20 protein-coding genes and 1 pseudogene are annotated in these 19,764 nt (G+C 61.5%); 15 read left to right on the forward strand and 6 right to left on the reverse strand.

Annotated elements, in window-relative coordinates; genetic code table 11:
* Positions 1-65 precede the first annotated feature (65 nt).
* A complete protein-coding gene (locus tag PVA39_RS18585) occupies positions 66-995 on the forward strand; it encodes a 2-hydroxyacid dehydrogenase (protein ID WP_274125291.1) in 930 nt (309 codons plus the stop codon).
* A gap of 281 nt (positions 996-1,276) precedes the next feature.
* Here PVA39_RS18585 and PVA39_RS18590 read toward each other — a convergent pair whose 3' ends face one another.
* Together PVA39_RS18590 and PVA39_RS18595 are read right to left on the reverse strand one after the other, a co-directional pair.
* Positions 1,277-1,954, reverse strand: coding sequence for a GntR family transcriptional regulator (locus tag PVA39_RS18590; RefSeq protein ID WP_274125292.1), 678 nt, complete (start codon positions 1,952-1,954; stop codon positions 1,277-1,279).
* A gap of 48 nt (positions 1,955-2,002) precedes the next feature.
* The gene (locus PVA39_RS18595) at positions 2,003-2,737 is read right to left on the reverse strand and encodes an SDR family NAD(P)-dependent oxidoreductase (protein WP_274125293.1); all 735 of its coding nucleotides are present in this window, start codon (positions 2,735-2,737) and stop codon (positions 2,003-2,005) included.
* A 261-nt stretch (positions 2,738-2,998) separates the two neighbouring features.
* Between PVA39_RS18595 and PVA39_RS18600 the strand changes: the two genes are divergently transcribed.
* The 3 genes from PVA39_RS18600 (at position 2,999) to PVA39_RS18610 (ending at position 6,540) form a co-directional block, all read left to right on the forward strand.
* The gene (locus PVA39_RS18600) at positions 2,999-4,018 is read left to right on the forward strand and encodes an ABC transporter substrate-binding protein (protein WP_274125294.1); all 1,020 of its coding nucleotides are present in this window, start codon (positions 2,999-3,001) and stop codon (positions 4,016-4,018) included.
* Between the two features lie 141 nt (positions 4,019-4,159).
* Positions 4,160-5,227, forward strand: coding sequence for a phosphotransferase (locus PVA39_RS18605; protein ID WP_274125295.1), 1,068 nt, complete (start codon positions 4,160-4,162; stop codon positions 5,225-5,227).
* Entirely contained in the window at positions 5,224-6,540 is a 1,317-nt protein-coding gene (locus PVA39_RS18610; RefSeq protein ID WP_274125296.1) for an aspartate aminotransferase family protein, read from the forward strand. The genes PVA39_RS18605 and PVA39_RS18610 overlap by 4 nt, the downstream gene beginning before the upstream one ends.
* A 5-nt stretch (positions 6,541-6,545) precedes the next feature.
* On the opposite strand, the pseudogene PVA39_RS18615 reads toward PVA39_RS18610, so the two are convergent.
* Positions 6,546-7,074: pseudogene (locus PVA39_RS18615) on the reverse strand (RNA 2'-phosphotransferase).
* A gap of 33 nt (positions 7,075-7,107) precedes the next feature.
* A complete protein-coding gene (locus PVA39_RS18620; RefSeq protein ID WP_274125297.1) occupies positions 7,108-7,665 on the reverse strand; it encodes a tetratricopeptide repeat protein in 558 nt (185 codons plus the stop codon).
* 194 nt (positions 7,666-7,859) lie between these two features.
* On the opposite strand from PVA39_RS18620, the gene PVA39_RS18625 reads away from it, so the two are divergent.
* From PVA39_RS18625 to PVA39_RS18635, 3 genes are read left to right on the forward strand one after another with little or no spacing between them, the layout of a single operon-like run.
* Positions 7,860-9,137: an NAD(P)/FAD-dependent oxidoreductase gene (locus PVA39_RS18625; protein WP_274125298.1), complete on the forward strand. Its 1,278-nt coding sequence runs from the start codon at positions 7,860-7,862 to the stop codon at positions 9,135-9,137.
* A 14-nt stretch (positions 9,138-9,151) separates the two neighbouring features.
* Positions 9,152-9,709 carry a helix-turn-helix domain-containing protein gene (locus PVA39_RS18630; protein ID WP_274125352.1) on the forward strand — a complete coding sequence of 186 codons (558 nt, stop codon included), beginning with the start codon at positions 9,152-9,154 and terminating at the stop codon, positions 9,707-9,709.
* 20 nt (positions 9,710-9,729) lie between these two features.
* Positions 9,730-11,070: a glutamine synthetase family protein gene (locus tag PVA39_RS18635; RefSeq protein ID WP_274125299.1), complete on the forward strand. Its 1,341-nt coding sequence runs from the start codon at positions 9,730-9,732 to the stop codon at positions 11,068-11,070.
* A 56-nt stretch (positions 11,071-11,126) separates the two neighbouring features.
* Here the strand turns inward: PVA39_RS18635 and PVA39_RS18640 are convergent, their stop codons facing one another.
* Entirely contained in the window at positions 11,127-11,738 is a 612-nt protein-coding gene (locus tag PVA39_RS18640) for a Yip1 family protein (RefSeq protein WP_274125300.1), read from the reverse strand.
* 431 nt (positions 11,739-12,169) lie between these two features.
* Between PVA39_RS18640 and PVA39_RS18645 the strand changes: the two genes are divergently transcribed.
* The 8 genes from PVA39_RS18645 (at position 12,170) to PVA39_RS18680 (ending at position 18,823) form a co-directional block, all read left to right on the forward strand.
* Positions 12,170-12,475 carry a hypothetical protein gene (locus tag PVA39_RS18645; RefSeq protein ID WP_093505796.1) on the forward strand — a complete coding sequence of 102 codons (306 nt, stop codon included), beginning with the start codon at positions 12,170-12,172 and terminating at the stop codon, positions 12,473-12,475.
* Positions 12,472-13,083, forward strand: a complete 612-nt coding sequence (locus PVA39_RS18650) for a DUF6436 domain-containing protein (protein ID WP_274125301.1) — start codon at positions 12,472-12,474, stop codon at positions 13,081-13,083. Before PVA39_RS18645 ends, PVA39_RS18650 begins: the two co-directional genes overlap by 4 nt.
* Positions 13,084-13,538: 455 nt before the next feature.
* Positions 13,539-14,435, forward strand: coding sequence for a ubiquinol oxidase subunit II (gene cyoA, locus PVA39_RS18655; RefSeq protein WP_093505800.1), 897 nt, complete (start codon positions 13,539-13,541; stop codon positions 14,433-14,435).
* 3 nt (positions 14,436-14,438) lie between these two features.
* A complete protein-coding gene (gene cyoB, locus PVA39_RS18660; protein ID WP_093505802.1) occupies positions 14,439-16,412 on the forward strand; it encodes a cytochrome o ubiquinol oxidase subunit I in 1,974 nt (657 codons plus the stop codon).
* 3 nt (positions 16,413-16,415) lie between these two features.
* Positions 16,416-17,039, forward strand: coding sequence for a cytochrome o ubiquinol oxidase subunit III (gene cyoC / locus PVA39_RS18665; RefSeq protein WP_093505804.1), 624 nt, complete (start codon positions 16,416-16,418; stop codon positions 17,037-17,039).
* Positions 17,039-17,371, forward strand: a complete 333-nt coding sequence (locus PVA39_RS18670) for a cytochrome o ubiquinol oxidase subunit IV (protein WP_013790124.1) — start codon at positions 17,039-17,041, stop codon at positions 17,369-17,371. The genes cyoC and PVA39_RS18670 overlap by 1 nt, the downstream gene beginning before the upstream one ends.
* 11 nt (positions 17,372-17,382) lie before the next feature.
* Positions 17,383-18,327, forward strand: a complete 945-nt coding sequence (gene cyoE / locus PVA39_RS18675; RefSeq protein WP_208604546.1) for a heme o synthase — start codon at positions 17,383-17,385, stop codon at positions 18,325-18,327.
* Between the two features lie 103 nt (positions 18,328-18,430).
* On the forward strand, positions 18,431-18,823 hold the full coding sequence (locus tag PVA39_RS18680; protein WP_093505806.1) for a 3-phosphoshikimate 1-carboxyvinyltransferase: 393 nt from the start codon (positions 18,431-18,433) through the stop codon (positions 18,821-18,823).
* Here the strand turns inward: PVA39_RS18680 and PVA39_RS18685 are convergent.
* A complete protein-coding gene (locus PVA39_RS18685; protein ID WP_274125302.1) occupies positions 18,810-19,748 on the reverse strand; it encodes a class I SAM-dependent methyltransferase in 939 nt (312 codons plus the stop codon). The two genes, PVA39_RS18680 and PVA39_RS18685, sit on opposite strands and share 14 nt — an antisense overlap.
* Between the last annotated feature and the right edge of the window lie 16 nt (positions 19,749-19,764).

Raw genomic sequence — 19,764 nt, forward strand, 5'->3', positions numbered from 1 at the left:
CCGCGCACCTGCGTCGGCGGTGGCAGGTATGATCCCTCCTTCACTGAACCTCACAGGAGAGCTGCATGAGTCGTCCCAATGTGCTTCAGGTCGGTCGTTTTCCGGCACGTTTCAACGAGCGTCTGCAGCGCGACTATCAACTGATTCGTCTCTGGGAGCAGCCAAACGTGCTGGCCGAGCGTGGTGCCGATATCGATATCGTGGTCACCTCGGCGCGTTACGGTTGCTCGGCCCAGCAGCTGGCGCAGATGCCCAACCTCAAGGCCATCTGCAGCTTCGGTGTAGGCTACGATTCGATCGCTGTCGATGACGCCAAGGCGCGCGGCATCGTTATCAGCACCACCCCGGACGTACTCAACGAGTGCGTAGCCGATACCGCCATTGGCCTGGTGATCGACACGGCACGGCAGTTCGCCGCCTGCGACCGTCACGTGCGCCAGGGCAAATGGCTCAACGGCCAGTACCCGCTGACCCGCAAGGTCAGTGGCAAGAAACTGGGCATCGTCGGCTTCGGGCGCATCGGCAAGGACATCGCCAAGCGCGCCGCCGGTTTCGACATGCAGATCCGCTACCACAAACGCCACGAGGATCCCGATAGCGGCTACCGCTTCGAAGCCGACCTCAAGGCGCTGGCCTCCTGGGCCGACTTCCTGGTGCTGGCGTGCCCGGGCGGCGCGGCTACCCATCACCTGATCAACGCCGATATCCTGGCGGCATTGGGCGCCGATGGCATCCTAGTGAATATCGCCCGCGGCACCGTGGTGGATGAGCAGGCGCTGGTCGCCGCGCTGCAGGCTGGCACGCTCGGTGGTGCCGGGCTGGACGTGTTCGAGGATGAGCCGAGGGTGCCCGAGGCGCTGTTCGACATGTCCAATGTCGTGCTGTTGCCCCACGTGGGCAGCGCCACCGAGGAAACCCGTCTGGCCATGGAGAACCTGGTGTTCGATAATCTCGATGCCTTTATCACGCGCGGTGAGCTGATCACCCCGCTCTGAGAACATGTTCACGATCTAGCGAGCTAGAGCCCTGCAAGGCCTAGGCGGCCCCGCAAAAACAGGCGAGGAAGCGGCCGGGGTCGCGGCCGACTGTGCTGGTGTACATGAGCATTCCGAGCCTGTTTTTAACGCCGCAGGGCCGACGCGCAGCAGATCGTGAGCATGTTCGAACCGAATAGGCGAGCCGCGCAAGCGATGCCGCTTATACGCGCCGGGCCACAAGCCCGAACGCGGTTTCTACCCTCGAGCAACACCCGGTGCGCCACAAGCGCACCGGTTCTCTAGGCCACCGTGGCCTCACGCTTTGCAATGAACGCCGTCATCAGCTGGTTGCCATCGAGGATGTCGGTGCAGATAGCCTGGCGTGCCGCCTCGCCATCACCGTTCTGCAGGGCATGGAAAACCTCCCAGTGATGCTCGATCGCTATGCGTTCGTTGAAGTCGCCATAGGCCAGGGCGATCAACGGGCCGGTGCGCATCCACAGGCTGTCGAGCACATCGCGCAGCAGTGGCATATCGGAGATTTCGGCCAGGGCGAAGTGGAACGCCTGATTGAGCTTCAGTGCCGCGATCAGGTCGCCGTCGTGCACGGCTTTCAGGTTGTCGCGGATATTGCGCTCGAGCATCTGCAACTGTTCAGCGCTCACCTTGGCGGCTGCGGTTTCGGCGGCCAGGCCTTCGAGCGCCAGGCGGATGTTGCGGATTTCTGCGTATTGCGCCTGGCTCAGTACCGGCACGCGGATGTCGCGCGGGGTCTTCAGGATCAGCGCCTTTTCCTTTGCCAGTTGCAGGATCGCATCGCGTACCGGCGTGACGCTGGTACCCAACTGCTCGGCCAGGTCGCGGATGCGTAGGCGGTCGTCCGGCTGGAAACGGCCGGTGATCAAGGCCTCGCGCAGCAAGGCATAAACGCCACTACCCAAGTAGGTGTGGCTGAGACCGTCGATGGGGTATTTCATGGTGGTGACTTCCAGGGCGCAGGCCAGGTGATTCTACCGTGCGGCGCCTCACACGTGCTGGCCACCGTTGACGTGAATTTCTGCGCCATTGACGTAAGTCGCCCCGGACGTGCAGAGAAAATACACCAGCGAGGCGACTTCCTCGGGTTTGCCCAGGCGATGCATGGGAATGTCGCGCTCGACGATCTGCTCGGTACCTGACGAAAGGATCGAGGTATCGATTTCGCCCGGCGCGATGGCGTTGACGCGCACCCCGTGGCAGCCGAATTCGTGGGCCATCTCGCGGGTCAGTGCCGCCAGCCCCGCCTTGGAGGCGGCGTAGGCGGAACCGGCGAAAGGATGCACCCGTGACCCGGCGATGGAGGTGACGTTGATGATACTGCCCTGGGCCGCCTTCAGTTCCTCGAACAGCCCGCGGGCGAGCAGGGCGGTGGAGAACAGGTTCACGTTGAACACCTGGGTCCAGATGGCGTAGTCACTGCCCAGCACGCCCAGGCGCTCGCCCTTGCTGCCTTTGGGCGACACGCCGGCGTTGTTGACCAGTGCATCCAGCCGCCCGCCGAGCTTCTCGCGGATCAGCGGCAGGCTCTCCTGCAAGTGCTTGATGTCCTCGAGGTCCAGGTGAATATGGTTGAGCTTGCCCTCGGCCCAGGGGCATTCGCTGACCCAGTCATGACGCGAGGCGGTGAAGATGCGCCAGCCCGCCGCGTTGAAGTGTTTGACCGTCGCATGGCCGATGCCGCGGCTGGCGCCGGTCAGCAGCAGGGTTTTCTGATCGCTCATGGCATATCTCCGCAGGAGTGGGCGTGCGCAAGCACTGTAGCTGAGCAGATCATCTCTCAATGAAAAATATGATGCATCATATTTTTATGAGTGCTTTAATGATGTTGCCGTGTACGCCAATAACAACAAATAGATGGCCTGGTAGATCTGCTCAGCTCTTCAGCGCCGTGCCAGTGGTTCTTGTCGGTAAAGCACCGGTGTTTCTTCCTTGAAGCTGCCCTTACCCAACCAGAGCCCCGGCTCTGCCAGGAGCAACCCTCAATGTTCAAGAAAACCGCACTACTGATCGCCTTCACCTGCAGCGCCGCCACGTTGCAAGCGGCTGACAAACTCGCCGTGGTTTCCAACAAGGTGGTTCAGGAAACCGCGTTCTACAAACCCTTCGAGGCGCGCGAGAAGGTGCGCATCGAAGCGTCCGCGTACAACGGCGAGATGGCCAAGATCAAGGTCATGGCCGACACCGGGCAGGTTTCCTGGGACGTCGTTGAAGTGGAGACCCCGGAACTGATCCGTGGTTGCAGTGAAGGGCTGTTCGAGCCGCTGGACTGGGCGAAGATCGGCAAGCGTGAGGATTTCATTCCCGAAGCGGTGAGCGATTGCGGCGCCGGGATCTTCATCTGGTCGACGGTGCTGACCTACGACAGCAGCAAGCTCAAGGGTGCCCCCGCGGGCTGGGCGGATTTCTGGGATGTGCAGAAATTCCCGGGAAAGCGCGGCCTGCGCCGCGGCGCCAAGTTCACCCTGGAGTTCGCCCTGCTTGCCGACGGCGTGGCGCAAGCCGATCTTTACAAGGTGCTGGGCACCGAAGAAGGCGTCGAGCGGGCGTTCCGCAAGCTCGATCAGCTCAAGCCCAACATCCAGTGGTGGGAAGCCGGCGCGCAGCCGCTGCAATGGCTGGCCGCCGGTGACGTGGTGATGACCTCAGCCTACAACGGCCGCGTGACCACCGCGCAGAAGGAAGGCCGCGACTTCGTCATGCAATGGAATGGCAGCCTTTACGACCTCGATCACTGGGCCATCGTCAAGGGCAGCAAGAACAAAGAGCTGGCCGAGAAATTCATCGCCATGGCCACTACGCCGCAGTTGCAGAAGGTCTATGCCGAAGGTATTCCCTACGGTCCGACCAACACCCACACCATGGCGCTGATCGACCCGGCCATACAGGGCAGCCTGCCGACGGCGCCGCAGAATCTCAAGAACGCCCGCGCCATGGATATCGAGTTCTGGATCGACCATGGCGAAGACCTGGAGCAGCGTTTCAACGCCTGGGCCAGCAAATAAAAAAGGTAACAGGCCCCAGGAGTGACAGCGGGCCATGGCCGCTGATTACGGGCATGGCCGGATCACTCCTTGGGGCTGCCCTTGTGACAACAGGCAGTACATGAATTTAACGATGGCCAGATCCTGGCGGAGTGTATCGATGTGTCGCTGAATACCCAGGTTGTGCATGACCCCTTACTGCAGACGCAGCCGGCGCAGGTCAGCGCGGTGCGCGCCGGTATCATCGCCAGCGAAAGCTTCGGCGTGCTGGGCAGCGTTCGCCCGTTGGCCGGTGAACGCGACCTGAATTTCCAGCTCGCCTGTGCGGACGGTACGTCCTATCTGCTGAAGATTTCCCATCCGCTGGAAAATCCGCAGGTGGTGGATTTCCAGAACCAGGCGCTGCTGCAGATCCAGCGCGCCGATCCCGAGCTGCCGGTGCAGCGTGTGTATGCCGCGCGTGACGGTCGCTACCAGGCCGCCGTCGATATCGATGGCCAGACCATGCTGGTGCGTCTGCTGTCGTTCGTCGAAGGCCTGCCTCTGCATCAGGTCAGCGTGTGCAGCGTCTTGTTGCGCCAGAACCTGGGCGACGCCATGGCGCGGCTCGACAGGGCGCTGGCCGACTTCCGACATCCGGCAGGGGGGCACGAGCTGCTTTGGGACATGCAGCAAGCCGCCCGGCTGCGGCCACTGCTGGCGCATATCGATGACCAGCCGTTGCGCGCGCTGGTATGCGAGGCGCTGGACGCCTTCGAGATGCGGGCGTTGCCGCGTTATCCGACGTTGCGCCGTCAGGTAATCCACAACGATCTCAACCCTCACAATGTCATCGTCGACCGGCAGCAGCCGGAGCGTGTGCTGAACATTCTCGATTTCGGCGATATGGTCGAGGCGCCGTTGATCAACGAGGTTGGCGTGGCGGCGGCCTATCAACTGGGCCGCGGGGGGGACGTGCTGGCGCCAGCGCTGGACTTCGTGGCCGCCTATCATCGTGGCAACCCATTGCAGGAAGACGAGCTGGATATTCTCGGTGAGTTGATCGCCATGCGGCTGGTGATGACCATCGCCATCACCGCCTGGCGCGCCAGCCTGCACCCGGAAAATCGCGACTACATCCTGCGCAACGTGCCCCAGGCCAGCGCCAGCCTGCGCTGGTTGGCGGCCATCGAACCGGCGCGGGTGCGCCAACGAATCCATCAAGCCTGCCGGGGAGCCTTGCAGCCATGAGCATGATCAACGGGTTCAGCGCGGCGGATGCCGAACGGCTGACTGAAAAGGAGCGCAGCCTCATCGAGCGCCGCGAGCGGCTGCTCGGACCGGCCTATCGATTGTTCTACGAGCGTCCGCTGCACACCGTGCGCGGCGAGGGCGTATGGCTTTACGACGCCGCGGGGCGGCGTTACCTGGACGCCTACAACAACGTGGCCTCCATAGGCCATTGTCACCCGCGGGTGGTGCAGGCGATTGCCGAGCAGGCAGCGGTGCTCAATACCCACACCCGATACCTGCAGGAAGGCATTCTCGATTATGCCGAGCAATTGCTGGCGACCTTCCCGGCCGGGCTCGAGCAGGTGATGTTCACCTGCACGGGCAGCGAGGCCAATGACCTGGCGTTGCGTATCGCCCGCCACTACACCGGCGGTACCGGAGTGATCATCACCCGTTTCGCCTACCACGGGGTGACCGGCGATATTTCCGCGCTGTCGCCATCGCTCGGCGCCAGCATCCAACTTCCCGGCCATGCCCGTACCGTGCGCGCTCCGGATGTCTATCGCCTCGGGCCCGAGGCGGGCAAGCTGTTCGCCCAAGACGTGCGTGCCGCCATCGCCGATCTGCGCGCCCACGGCATCAAGCCGGCTGCGCTGCTGATCGACGGCATCTTCGCCAGCGATGGCATCTTCGCAGGGCCCGAAGGCTGTATCGCCGAAGCGGTTGCGGTCGCCCAGGCAGAGGGGCTGCTGTACATCGCCGATGAAGTGCAAAGTGGCTTCGCTCGCACCGGCTCGCATATGTGGGGCTTCCAGCGCCACGGCGTGCAGCCGGATCTGGTCAGCCTCGGCAAACCCATGGGCAACGGCCAGCCCATCGCCGGCGTGGTGGTGCGCCCCGAGGTGCTCGAGCCCTTTGGTCGCAGCATGCGCTACTTCAACACTTTTGGCGGCAACCCGGTGTCCTGCGCCGCCGGCCAGGCCGTGCTCGACGTGATCCGCGACGAAGGCTTACAGCAACGCTCGGCGCAGATCGGCGACTACCTGCTGAACGGCATCCGCCAGCTGGCCCAGCGCCACGAACTGATCGGCGATGTGCGCGGGGCGGGGATGTTCATCGGCGTCGAGCTGGTCAGCGACCGCACCAGCAAGGCGCCGGCGGCCGAGCAGGCCAAGCGGGTGGTCAACGGCATGCGCGAGCGCGGCGTGCTGATCAGCGCGGCCGGGCCGCTGGAGAACATCCTGAAGATCCGGCCGTTGTTGGCGTTCGAGCAAAACCATGCCGATCTGTTGATCAAGGCCCTGGATGAGGCCCTGCAAGCGCTGGCCTGAGCGAATCAGGCCCGCTTGAGAAACTCGGCGGGCACGGCTTGCGTCAGCCACACGCCATTGTCGGCCTGGAAGAATTCGAAGCCTTGCGCGTGCATGCGTAGCGCGTCGACTTCGAGAATCACCGGGCTGCCGTAGCGTTGGCCGACCTGCAGGGCGGTTGGCACATCCTGGGACAGATGCACATGATGGCGCGCCCCGGCGACCAGGCCCTGGCTTTCGATGGACTCCAGAAAACGGCTGGCGGTGCCGTGGTAGAGGCGCTCGGGTGGCTGTTTCCGTACGTGCTGGAGCTGCACCTGAGCGGTCGAATGACCTTGCGCAGCGCGGATCCTGCGACCATCGGCCGATAGGCTGAAACGCTTCTTGTCGCTGCTGGCAACTACGTCATGGATGGTTGCGAGGTCGAGTTGGCGACCGCTGCGTGCAGCGCCTTCGATCAGCGCGTCGATGTCGGCCCAGCCTTGGTTATCCAATGGCCTGGGGTTCATGACGCAGCACGTAGCTGAGGAATTTGCTGATTTCGTCGCGGCTCATCTTTCAATCACATCCTTGTACTGATAACGAGGCTCAGGCGCCGGGCTTGCTGTCCAGCGCCTTGCAGCTGGCGGCGAAGTTCTGTTTGCAGGCGCTCTGGAACAGGCGGCGCGCCTGGTTGGGGTCACGCTGTACGCCATCGATGCCGCGTAGGTAAAGGTTGCCGAGAATATGTTGGGCCATTGGGTTGCCGCTGCTGGCGGACTGGTTCAGGTACTTGAGCATGGCGGGCGGGTTGCGGAACTCCGGGTTGTCGCGGCCGGTGTAGAGATAGGCCAGGCTGACGGCCGCCTCGGCATGGCCGCGGTCGGCGGCCCGCTTCCACCAGTATTCGGCCTGCTTGAGATCCTTCTGCGGCTTGCCGACGAAATAGAAGCTGCCGAGTTTGAATTGGCTGTCCAGGTCGCCGCGTTGGGCCAGTTCGGTCAGGCGCTGGAAGTCGCCCTCGGCGGCCTGCTGCTGCGGCGAAGTGCTGCTGGTCGCGCCCTGGTTTGCAGGCGCCTGGGTTTCGTCGCGGTTGGCGCAACCGGCGAGCAGGGCTAGCAAGCTGGCGAGTAGCAATGGCGTGGTCAAGGCGGACAGTCGGTTCATACGTGGGCTCCAGGGCAAGGGACGGCCTGCGCTGCATGGCTGCGGAGAGCCAGGGAGCCGTCGGTGCTGTGATGATTGTCGTGCTTCGACCCGCCTGTCGGCGAACCGTTCGCCTGCTGGTAGAGGATGTTGCTTGGTGATGTGAAATTAATCGTGTATTTTTTCATGAAATATCTATTCGATAATTTCATGCCATGTTCCACCAATCCACTCATCACATCGGCACTTACTATGCCGGCACCTTCCCGGGTGTCATTGCCGAGCGTGCTCCGTTGGAAGAGAGCCTGAATTGCGATGTGGTGATTGTCGGCGCCGGTTTCAGCGGCCTGCATTGCGCCTTGCGCCTGGCTCTGGACGGCAAGCGAGTGGTGGTGCTGGAAGCCAGCCGGGTGGCCTGGGCTGCTTCGGGGCGCAATGGCGGACAGGCGCTGCTCGGCTGGTCGTGCGATATGCCCCCGCTGGAAAAGGCCCTTGGCCTCGATGGCGCCCGCCAGCTATGGGACAGCATGTGCTGGGCCGCACAGGAGCTACGCGAGCTGCCGGCCCGCCACGGCTTCGAGGTGGACTACCGCCTTGGCAGCCTGTGGACAGCGGTGCTGCCGCGTCGCGTCGGTCAGCTTCGTGAGGCGCAGCACAAGTGGGGCTACTACGACCTGCGGCTGATCGAAGGTACCGAGCTGCGCGAGTGGGTCGACAGCCCGCGTTACGTTGCGGCCCTGCATGATGCACGCGGCGCCCACCTTAACCCGCTCAAGCTCGCCCAGGGCCTGGCCGCAGCCATCGAGCAGGCCGGCGGTCGTATCTTCGAGCAAACCCGCGCCTTGGCTTACGAAGCCCTGCCGGACGGCTACCGGGTGCGCACGCTCCAGGGCGAGGTGCGCGCCGACGTGTTGGTACTGGCCTGTAACGCCTACCTTGATGAGCTGGATAGACCGCTTTCACAGCGTGTCTTGCCCGTGGGCTCCTATCAGGTGGCCACCGCGGTGCTTGACCCGCAGCTGGCGCGTTCGCTGCTGCCGCAGAACAGCTGCGTGATCGACAACCAGTTCGTGCCTGACTATTTCCGCCTGACCCCGGACAATCGCCTGCTGTTCGGCGGTGGCTGCACCTATCTCGGCGGCTTGCCGAAAGATGTGCCCGCGGCGACCCGCCCCTATCTGGAGCGCGTATTTCCCCAGCTCAGGGGCGTGGCCATTGAGTATGGCTGGGGCGGGCATATCGATGTCACCATGAAGCGCACCCCGGATGTCGGGCGCACCGGCCAGCGCTACTGGCTGCAGGGCTTTTCCGGCCACGGCGTTTTGCCGACCCTGGCTGCGGCACGGGCGGTGACCGATGCGATTGCCGGCGATGAACAGTTGCTGGCGCTCTACCAGCGCATCGGCAACCCACATTTTCCCGGCGGCACCTGGCTGGCGGCGCCGTTGGAGGCCGCGGGCAAGGCCTGGTATCGGCTGCGTGACTTTTTATGAAGGGCTCGACCGGCATGGACATGCAGGAAGAAATCGAAGGCCTCGCGATCCTGATCCGCGACCTGCGCAAGCACAAGAACCTTACGCTCGGCGAACTGGCCGCGCGTATTGGCCGCTCGGTGGGCTTTCTGTCCCAGGTTGAGCGTGGCCTGTCGAAGCCGACCGTGGCGGACCTGACCGCCATCAGCGAAACCTTGGGCGTGCCAACCACCTATTTCTACAGCCTCGACAAACCCCGCGAGCTGCCCTGGGTCACCCGTCCAGGCGAGCGGCGCACGCTTTATTACGCTGGTGGCATCACCGATGTGCTGGCCTCGCCAAGCATGTCAGCCGGCTTTTCCATGCTGGAAAGCCACCTGGCGCCTGGCGCCACCAGTGGAGAGGGGCACCTGAACGACAGCTCGGAGCAGGGCGGCTTCGTGCTCGAAGGCCAACTGAGTATCTGGCTAGATGACCAGCCCGAGCCGGTCACCCTCGGCCCCAATGACAGCTTTCAGCTACCGCCGCACAGCCAGTTTCGCTACGCCAACCTTACCGACCAGCCCGCACGGGTACTCTGGGTGTTCCGCTAGGCGGACACGGGAAATCACACATGACCTTCACCAGCCTGTCCGACGAAGTCCGCGCCTTTCGCGCCGCTCACCCCGACGTGCGTTATGTCGATCTGATCTGTCTGGACATCCCCGGGCATTTCTACGGCAAGCGCTACCCCATCGACATGCTGGAGAAGGTCGCCGCTGGCAGCCTGCTCAAGCTGCCGCAGAACTGCGTACTGCTGGGTGCCCAGGGCGGCCTGCACGAGATCGGTGACTATTGCTTCAATGACGGTGACCCGGACGCCACGCGGCGGCTGATTCCCGGCACGCTGAAATCCGTGCGGTGGGAGCAGCAGCCACTGGGGCAGATGCTGATCAGCTCGGACGGCACCGAATCGCCCATCGAGTTCGAGCCTCGGGAAGTGCTGGCCCGCGTGTTGGCGCGCCTGGCGGCCAAGGGCATTCATCCGGTGGTGGCTTTCGAGCTGGAGTTCTATCTGTTCGACCGGGCGCTGAAGGACGGTTTGCCGCAATTCCCCCGCGATCCGTTGTGCGGCGACGAGGACGACCAGCCCAACTTGCATATCGAGCGTCTGTCGCGGTTCTCCCCGGTGCTGCACGAGATCGTCGAGGTGGCCAATGAGCAGGGCATCGACGCCAACGTAATCACCGCAGAGATCGGCCCCGGGCAGTTCGAGATCAATTTCGGCCATTGCGAGGATGGCCTGCAGGCGGCCGACTGGGCGGCATTGTTCACCCGTCTGACCCGCGGCGTGGCGCTCAAGCATGGTCATCGGGCGAGCTTCATGAGCAAGCCTTACCTGGATGCTCCGGGCAGCGGTATGCACGTGCACGTGAGTCTCTATGACGGGCAAGGCGATAACCTGCTGGCGCCGGATGATGGCCAGCCGCTGCGCCACGCCGTGGCCGGTTGCCTGGACTGGCTGCCGCACTGCATGCCGATTTTCGCGCCGCACCACAACGCCTATCGCCGCTACGGCTCGCGGGTGAACGCAGCCAGTCGTGCCAGCTGGGGTTACGAGGATCGCGATGCCTGTGTGCGGATTCCCGACTCCGACGCCCGCAACCTGCGCATCGAACACCGCCTGGCCGGGGCCGATGCCAACCCGTATCTGGTGCTGGCTGCCATCCTTTCGGCCATGGAACACGGCCTGGAGCAGCGCGCCGAACCCATCGCGCCGCTGAACAAGAATCGTCAGAGCGGTATCGACTTTCCCATGGACATGCTTGGCGCGGTGGCGCAGATGCGTCATCACCCAGCAGTAAATGCCGGGCTGGGCGAGGAGTTCGTGATGGTCTACTGCGAGAACAAGCGCCAGGATCATCTGGCGTTCATGGAGCATATCAATGCCCGCGAGTACCGATGGTTCCTATGATGTACGTGCATAAATAGAAAACCCGCCAATGGCGGGTTTTTCTATGGAGCAGTGGGTTATCGGAACAGTGACCAGCTCACCGCATAGTCATTGAAGCCCAGGCCCCACAGCGCCACGGTCAGGGCCAACAGCAGTTCCAGTACCAGCACGCCGATGGCCAGGGTGCCGCCAGAAATGGTCAGGCCTTCGTTGACCGGGATGCGCAGGAACGCCGGCATGCCCACGTAGAGCAGACGTGCGCTGTACGCCAAGGCGATGATGCCAACAATCAGCAGTAGCCAGGCTTTCGGATATAGCAAGGCGATGCCGGCGATGAACAGTGGCGTTGCCACATAGCCGGCGAAGATGATGCAGCGGCTACGGCTCGGGCGGCTGGCGAAGGAGTCGGACATCCAGTGGATGACGTTACCCATGATCGCCACGCCGATCAGCATCAGGATGTAGAACACGATGCCCAGCACTGCCGCGGTCGGTACCGCCACCTGGTACGCATCACCGCCCAGTTGCCAGCCGATCTGGGTGGTACCGATGAAAGCGCTGACGACGGGGATGAGTGCCATCAGCAGAACGTGTCGTGCATAAAGGTTGGTGATGCTTTCCTTTTCCCGGTCGATGTTGCGCCACTCGCGGCCCGGATTGGACAGCAACCCCCAAATGTGATTGATCATGACTCTTCTCCTCTGGCTCCAGCATCGCGCCGGCATGAGATCTCCGAGAGCTGATCAGCCTGGATTGTGCGGCAATTGCCATTCAATTCAGCCCTCACAGGTATGAGTGAAGATCACCGCAATAGGTTTGACCAGAAATTCGCCGCCTCCATGTATACAGCCTGTTCATAGAACGCCGTGTCGCGGTCCCATGCCCCGGCTGGAGGCGCATAGCGGTGCTCACGGACAAGCGGCAACGCCTCGTAACGGGGTATGTCGAGACTTGACTAAAGCCGGGCTGCCACTAGCGCCAGAAAACCTGCACCCGTGGGTCTGGCGGGCTGTAAAGGCAGTGGAGGGCTATTCCCATATTTTTTATATGTGCTTTTTGGCCTCTGCCTCGGGATGGGCAAAAATGCTATGTTGCGCACCCTCTCAGGCAGGGCTAGAACATGAGCGACGACAAGGCACTTAATCGATCCCCCGAGCAGTTGGACAGCGGCAAGCGCGGTGGTTGTCTGTGGCTGACCCTGCTGGGCCTGGGTTTTATCGTGCTGGTGTTCGGCATCATCATCTATGCCATCACCCGTGAGCAGACGGCTGACGTGCAGGCCAACGAACAGCGTGCCATTCAGGCCTGCTGGGTCAAGGCCAACGACCCGTCGGCCACGCCCACCTCCCGTGCTTTTGCCACCGACAGCTGCAAGGAAATGGAAAAGCAGTTCCGCATCAAGTACGGGCAGGATTCCGAGCGATGAGTCAGGAGCAGGCCGCACCGTCCAAGCGCTTCTTGTTGAGCCTGTGTCTGGTGGCGCTGATCATCGTCGTGGCCATGGCGGCCTGGGCGTGGAGCCGCTTCGGGGTGTCGTACCTGCGGCCTTTTGGTGATCAGGAGCAGCAGGCGGTGTTCTTCCAGGGCGGCGGCCTCAAGCTGCCCGATGAGTTGGCTGGGCCGGGCAAGATTCGTGTGGTGCACTTCTGGGACCCGCAATGCCCCTGCCACAAGGAAACCGACGCTCACCTCAATTACCTTATCGGCCTGTACCGGTTTTCCGGCGTCGAGTTCTACAGCGTGCAGAAGCCGGGCAGCAAAGGTGAGATGCTGCCGTTTCTGCGCGGCAAGCTGACGCCTCTGGAATCCATCGAAGGCATGGAATCGATTCCGGCCAGCCCGGCCATCGCCATCTGGGATCAGAAGGGCAACCTGGCCTATGCCGGCCCTTACAGCGAGGGGCTGGTGTGCAACTCATCGAACAGTTTCGTCGAGCCGATTCTCGACGCGCTGTCGGCCAACCGCAGCGTCTCGGCGGCCAATACCATGGCGGTGGGGTGCTACTGCGACTGGCAGGCGAAAGAGGGTTCTTGATTCATCGCAGTAACCCATGGTTTTTTTGGGGTTACTGCTGTGCGACATATTGACGCGCAAATGCGCCGATATGAGCCACTATTATATATCGCAACGCTCCCGGTAATTCGCGCTCGGCCTCTGGGCGATCTCTCGCTCTCTGGCTGTAGCGGTGATCATGTGGGGCTTTGCGAGTTGAGCGAGCTGTTGCCAGCTGCTGGATTGCGGCTGGGTTGGCAGGGTCGGGGCAGGGCGGGGCGGCTAGTACACCCCGACTATTTGTAGGCCCATCGTCGTTATGCGGTTGGTTTTTTTGGCCGCGTAACCGAAAATGTCGCCCCCTCCGTTTAGTAGTTTCGAAGCTGAAACGATTTCGGTGCCTCGGCGCATCGTTTTCCTGGCATGCCCTGCTGTATTGGGCGTCGTCAGGCTGAACAGAACGCTATGTGGGATATCACTTTGCTGAAGGTCGTGAAATGAGAGAAGAGAAGTACCACCGCTTGTTCCGCACGCTTCTGACGATTGTCGTGGCCGTCTCCCTGAGTGGCTGCGACTGGGTTCTTTTCGATTCGAAAGGCCAAATCGGCATTGAGCAGCGCAACCTGATCATTACCGCCACTCTGCTGATGCTGATCGTGGTGGTACCCGTCATTTTCATGACCATTCTGTTCGCCTGGCGCTATCGCTCCTCGAACAAGGACGCGACCTACGCGCCTGAGTGGGCTCACTCGCACAAGATCGAGGCCATCGTCTGGGGCGTCCCTTGCGTGATCATCATCGTGCTGGCGGTGATCACCTGGAAAACCACCCACTCGCTCGACCCCTACAAGCCCCTCGAGCACGAGAACAAGCCGCTGACCGTTGAAGTGGTTTCGCTGGACTGGAAATGGCTGTTCATCTACCCGGAGCAAGGTGTCGCTTCGGTCAATGAGCTGTACATCCCGGCCAACACGCCGATCAGCTTCCAGATCACTTCGCAGACCGTGATGAACACCTTCTTTATCCCGCAGCTCGGCGGCATGGTCTACGCCATGGGCGGTATGCGCACCCAACTGCACCTGATCGCCAACGAAGAGGGCGAGTTCTTCGGCCTGTCCGGTAACTACAGCGGTCACGGTTTCTCCGGCATGAAGTTCCAGACCCATGCGACCAGCCAGGAAGAGTTCGACCAGTGGGTCGCCAAGGCCAAGCAGTCGCCCAACACTCTGGACTTCAACGGCAGCTATCAGATGCTCGCCAAACCGAGTGAAAACAACCCAGTCGAGTACTTCAATGCTCAGCCAGGTCTGTTCCGGCAGATCCTCGGCCAGTACATCGATTACAAGAGCAACCCTGTGAGCGAAGCCGCGCACGCTTCAGGTGCGGAGGAATAAACGATGTTCGGAAAGCTGACACTAGATGCAATACCCCTGCACGAGCCCATCCTTGTAGTCACCATGATTGCGGTGGTTCTGGGTGGTCTCGGGCTGGTCGGTGCCCTGACCTACTTCAAGAAGTGGGGCTACCTGTGGCACGAGTGGCTGACTTCGGTCGACCACAAGAAAATCGGCGTGATGTACATTCTCGTCGCCCTGGTCATGCTGCTGCGTGGCTTCGCTGACGCGATCATGATGCGTACCCAGCTGGCGATCGCCACGGGTGGCTCCGAAGGCTATCTGCCACCGCACCACTATGATCAGATCTTCACCGCTCACGGTACGATCATGATCTTCTTCGTGGCCATGCCACTGGTGGTCGGTCTGATGAACATCGTCACGCCGCTGCAAATCGGTGCGCGCGACGTTGCCTTCCCGTTCCTGAACTCGCTGAGCTTCTGGCTGTTCGTGGTTGGCGTGCTGCTGACCAACATCTCCCTGTTCGTGGGTGAGTTCGCCATGACCGGCTGGGTCGCGTATCCGCCATTGTCGGGGATCGAGTACAGTCCGGGGGTCGGGGTCGACTACTACATATGGGCGCTGCAGATATCCGGTATCGGTACGCTGCTCACCGGTGTCAACTTCTTCGTGACCATCATCAAGATGCGTGCCCCTGGCATGACTCTGATGAAAATGCCGATCTTCACCTGGACCATCCTGTGCACCAGCGTGATCATCTGCGGCGCGTTCCCGATCCTGACTGCCGTACTCGGCATGCTGACTCTGGACCGTTACCTGGATTTCCACTTCTTCACTAACGAAGCAGGTGGCAACCCGATGATGTACGTCAACCTCCTGTGGGCCTGGGGCCACCCTGAGGTGTACATCCTGATCCTGCCGGCTTTCGGTGTGTTCTCCGAAGTCACTGCAGTGTTCGCACGCAAGCGTCTGTTCGGTTACGCCTCGATGGTCTGGGCTACCGTGGCGATCACCGTGCTGTCGTTCGTGGTATGGCTGCACCACTTCTTCACCATGGGTTCTGGCGCCAGTGTCAACGCCTTCTTCGGTATCGCGACGATGATCATCGCCATTCCGACCGGTGTGAAGATCTTCACCTGGCTGTTCACCATGTACCGCGGTCGTCTGGAGTTCACTTCGCCGATCCTGTGGACCCTGGGCTTCATCATCACCTTCTCCATCGGTGGTATGACCGGCGTACTGCTGGCCGTTCCGGGTGCTGACTTCCTGCTGCACAACAGCCTGTTCCTGATCGCCCACTTCCACAACGTGATCATCGGCGGTGCGGTATTCGGCTATATGGCCGGTATCACCTTCTGGTTCCCGAAAGCGTTCGGCTTCAAACTGCACGAAGGCTGGGGCAAGGCGTCCTTCTGGTTCTGGATCGTCGGCTTCTACTTCGCCTTCATGCCGCTGTACGTACTGGGCTTCATGGGCATGACCCGTCGCCTGAACAGCACCACCAACCCCGAGTGGGAACCGTGGCTGTACGTGGCCGTTTTCGGCGCCGTGCTGATCGGTATCGGTATCCTGTGCACCCTGATCCAGTTCGCTGTGTCGATCATCAAGCGCAAGGAACTGGCCGACGTGACTGGCGACCCGTGGGACGCCCGTACCCTGGAGTGGTCGACTTCCTCGCCACCTCCGTTCTACAACTTCGCCGTTACTCCGCATGCTGACCGCATCGACGAGTTCCATGAGCAGAAGCGTGACGGCCTCAAGCCTGCGCCTAGCAAGTACTCGCCGATCCACATGCCGAAGAACACCGGCGTTGGCTTGATCATGTCCATTGGCGCGCTGGCCTTCGGCTTCGCCCTGATCTGGCATATCTGGTGGCTGGCTGCATTGAGCTTCGTAGGTACTTTCGCCGTTCTGATCCGCAACAGCTACAACACAGACGTCGATTACTACGTGCAGCCCGATGAGATCGAGCGCATCGAGAATGCACACATTCAAGCAAAGGCTAAGCAGGCGTAAACCATGTCCAGTGAAGTTTTGAGCAACCACGCCGCTCATGACGATGATCATGAGCACGAGCATCACCACGACGCGGGTGAAATGAAGGTCTTCGGGTTCTGGATTTACCTGATGACCGACTGCATCCTGTTCGCGAGTATCTTTGCAGGCTTCGCGGTGCTCAGCACCGCGTACGCCGGCGGGCCTACTCCGAAGGATCTGATCGACCTGAAGCTGGTTCTGGTCGAAACCTTCGCCCTGCTGTTCTCCAGTATCACCTACGGCATGGCCATGCTGGCCATGTACCGTGGCGACAAGGGCAAAGTGTTGTCCTGGCTCGCCGCGACCTTCCTGTTCGGCCTGGTGTTCATCTCGATAGAGTTGTACGAGTTCCACCACCTGATCCATGAAGGCGCCGCGCCACAGGTCAGCGCCTACTGGTCGGCATTCTTCACGCTGGTCGGCACCCATGGTCTGCACGTCAGTGCCGGCCTGTTGTGGATGGCCGTGATGATGCACCAGGTCGCCAGCCGTGGCCTGACTCCGGTCACCCAGACGCGCCTGAGCTGCCTGAGCCTGTTCTGGCACTTCCTCGATGTGGTCTGGATCTGCGTGTTTACCGTTGTTTACCTGATGGGGGCTCTGTAATGGCTCATGATCACCACTCTGCCGCTGGCGCGAGCCACGGCAGCACCAAGGATTACGTCGTCGGCTTCGTGCTGTCGGTGATCCTCACCGTGATCCCGTTCGCGATCGTGATGAATCCCGTCATGTCGAAAGCGGCCACGCTGTTCACCATCGTCGCGTTCGCGGTCGTGCAGATCTATGTGCACCTCGTGTACTTCCTGCACATGAACACTTCGTCCGCTCAGCGTTGGAACACGGTTGCTTTCGTGTTCACCATCCTGATCACCATCATCGTCGTAGCGCTCTCCATCTGGATCATCTGGAGCATGCACTACTACATGATGGCCAATTAAAAGAGAGCAGCCTGATGTTCAAGCAATACCTGCTCCTGACCAAGCCGGGCATCGTCTTCGGGAACATGATTTCCGTGGCCGGTGGTTTCTTCCTGGCTTCGAAGGGGGATATCGACCTGATGCTGTTCCTGGCAACAGCATTCGGCGTCGCTCTGGTGATTGCTTCCGGTTGCGTGTTCAACAACTACATCGATATGGACATCGATGAAAAGATGGAGCGGACCAAGAACAGGGTGCTGGTAAAAGGCCTGGTTCCGCCGACTCATGCCATCGTTTACGCCTGCATCCTCGGGATTGCAGGCGTTGCCTTGCTCTATAAAGCCACGAATCTGCTTGCAGTCGCCTTGGTCCTCATGGGCTTCGTCGTCTACGTCGGGCTGTACAGCCTGTACCTCAAGCGCAATTCGGTTTATGGAACCCTGGTTGGCAGTCTGTCGGGCGCCGCTCCGCCTGTTGTGGGCTATTGCGCTGTAAGCAACGAGTTCGACATGGGGGCAGCGATTCTGCTGCTGATCTTCAGCCTCTGGCAGATGCCCCACTCGTACGCTATCGCCATCTTTCGTTTCAACGACTACCAGGCCGCCAACATTCCGGTGTTGCCGGTGATCAAGGGCGTACCTGCTGCCAAGCGCAGTATCGTCCTGTACATCGCCGCGTTCCTGGTCGCCACCCTGATGCTGACCATCAGTGGTTACGCGGGCTACAGCTACTTCGTGGTAGCGGCAGTCAGCGGCGCCTACTGGTTGTGGATGGGGGTGTCGGGTTACAAGGCCGTCGATGACAAGGTCTGGGCACGCAAGCTGTTCGTGTTCTCCATCGTCACCATCACCGCCCTGAGCGTGATGATGTCGGTTGACTTCCAGGCCACGCCGAGCCAGATGCTGATGACCTCGGTCAATCACATCTGCGGCGTCGACAACGTCAGTGGTTTCTGTGCGGCATTTGCCTCGCGCTGAGCCTTGACGAGCGAATCAGGCGGGCCCCGTCATCACTGGTGACGGGGCCCGTTTTCGTTAGGCGCTGATAATCTGTGTACGCCGAATTCTGAGAGTGGAAAACATGACCGTGAACGATAAAGACGCTTTCATCATCGGCCTCAAGGAGCGCTTGCCTGAAGACCTGCGCGACTCCTTCAGCGCCGAGCAGCTCGCCGCGCTCAAAGTGGCCTTCGGTGCACGGCAGTGGGGCAGCCACCCCGTCGACCTACGCGGGACATTGAGGATATGGCGCTGGCGCTACTACTTCGTGTTTCTGGCCGGTCGCAACCGCCGTGACCTGACGCGCGCTCAGCAGGAGCTATCGCTGACCGCCAAGGCGCTGGGCATGAGCCTGTTCCTGATGGTCTCCCTGGCGATTGGCCTGCTGTTCCTCTACCTGATCAAGTCCGCACTAGGCATCAACCTGTTTTCCAACTTCTCCCTGGGGCTTTGGGACTGGTTCAACCGCGCCTGAACAGCAACACCTTGAGCCCGCCTTCAGGGCTCACGTCGGGAAATTCCGGCGGGTTGTCCAGGCGGCGCTCGAAGTGCAACTCAGGCGCTTCGCTGGACATGCCGGCAATCACGAAGTCGCTGCCGATATCCGGGTCGTTGACGCAGGCCAGCACCGAGCCTTTAGGGCTGAGCAGTTCGGGCAGCCGGCGCAGGATCTTCTGGTAGTCGCGGGTCAGGGCGAAGCTGCCTTTCTGGAAGGAGGGCGGGTCGATGATGATCAGGTCGTAGGGGCCATGGCGCTTGACCTTGCCCCAGGACTTGAACAGTTCGTGGCCGAGAAAACTCACGCGGCTCAGGTCATGGTCGTTGAGACGGTGGTTGTCACGCCCGCGGGCCAGGGCCGCCTTGGCCATGTCCAGGTTGACCACATGCTCGGCACCGCCAGCCAGCGCAGCGATCGAAAAGCCGCAGGTGTAGGCGAACAGGTTGAGCACCCGCTGGCCTTTGGCATGTTCGCGCACCCAATGCCTGCCCAGGCGCATGTCGAGAAACAGGCCGGTGTTCTGCTTGCGGCCCAGGTCGAGCAGAAAACGCAGGCCGTCTTCCTTGATGATCCACTCTTCGGGCAGCTCACCAAGCAGACACTGCATCGGGCTGTCGGGCAGGTAGCGTTGCTGCAGCAGCAGGCTGTGGGCGCCGCTGCCTCGCCACTCATTCGACTCGCTCAACTGTTGCAGCATGGTCTGCAGGGCTTGCAGCTGATCGGCTTGCGGCTCGCGAAACAGGCACACCAGCATGATACCTTGCAGCCAGTCTACCGTGATGTGTTCGAGCCCCTCCCAACAACGGCCACGGCCATGAAACAGGCGGCGTGTTTCACTTGGCGGAGTTAGCAGGGCTTTGGTCAGGTGTTGGCGTAGCAGGGCGAGTTGACTGACATTCATTGGTGCGGAGCTATTG

Origin of the sequence: Pseudomonas sp. CNPSo 3701, assembly GCF_028674975.1 — a bacterium.
Classification (GTDB): domain Bacteria; phylum Pseudomonadota; class Gammaproteobacteria; order Pseudomonadales; family Pseudomonadaceae; genus Aquipseudomonas; species Aquipseudomonas straminea.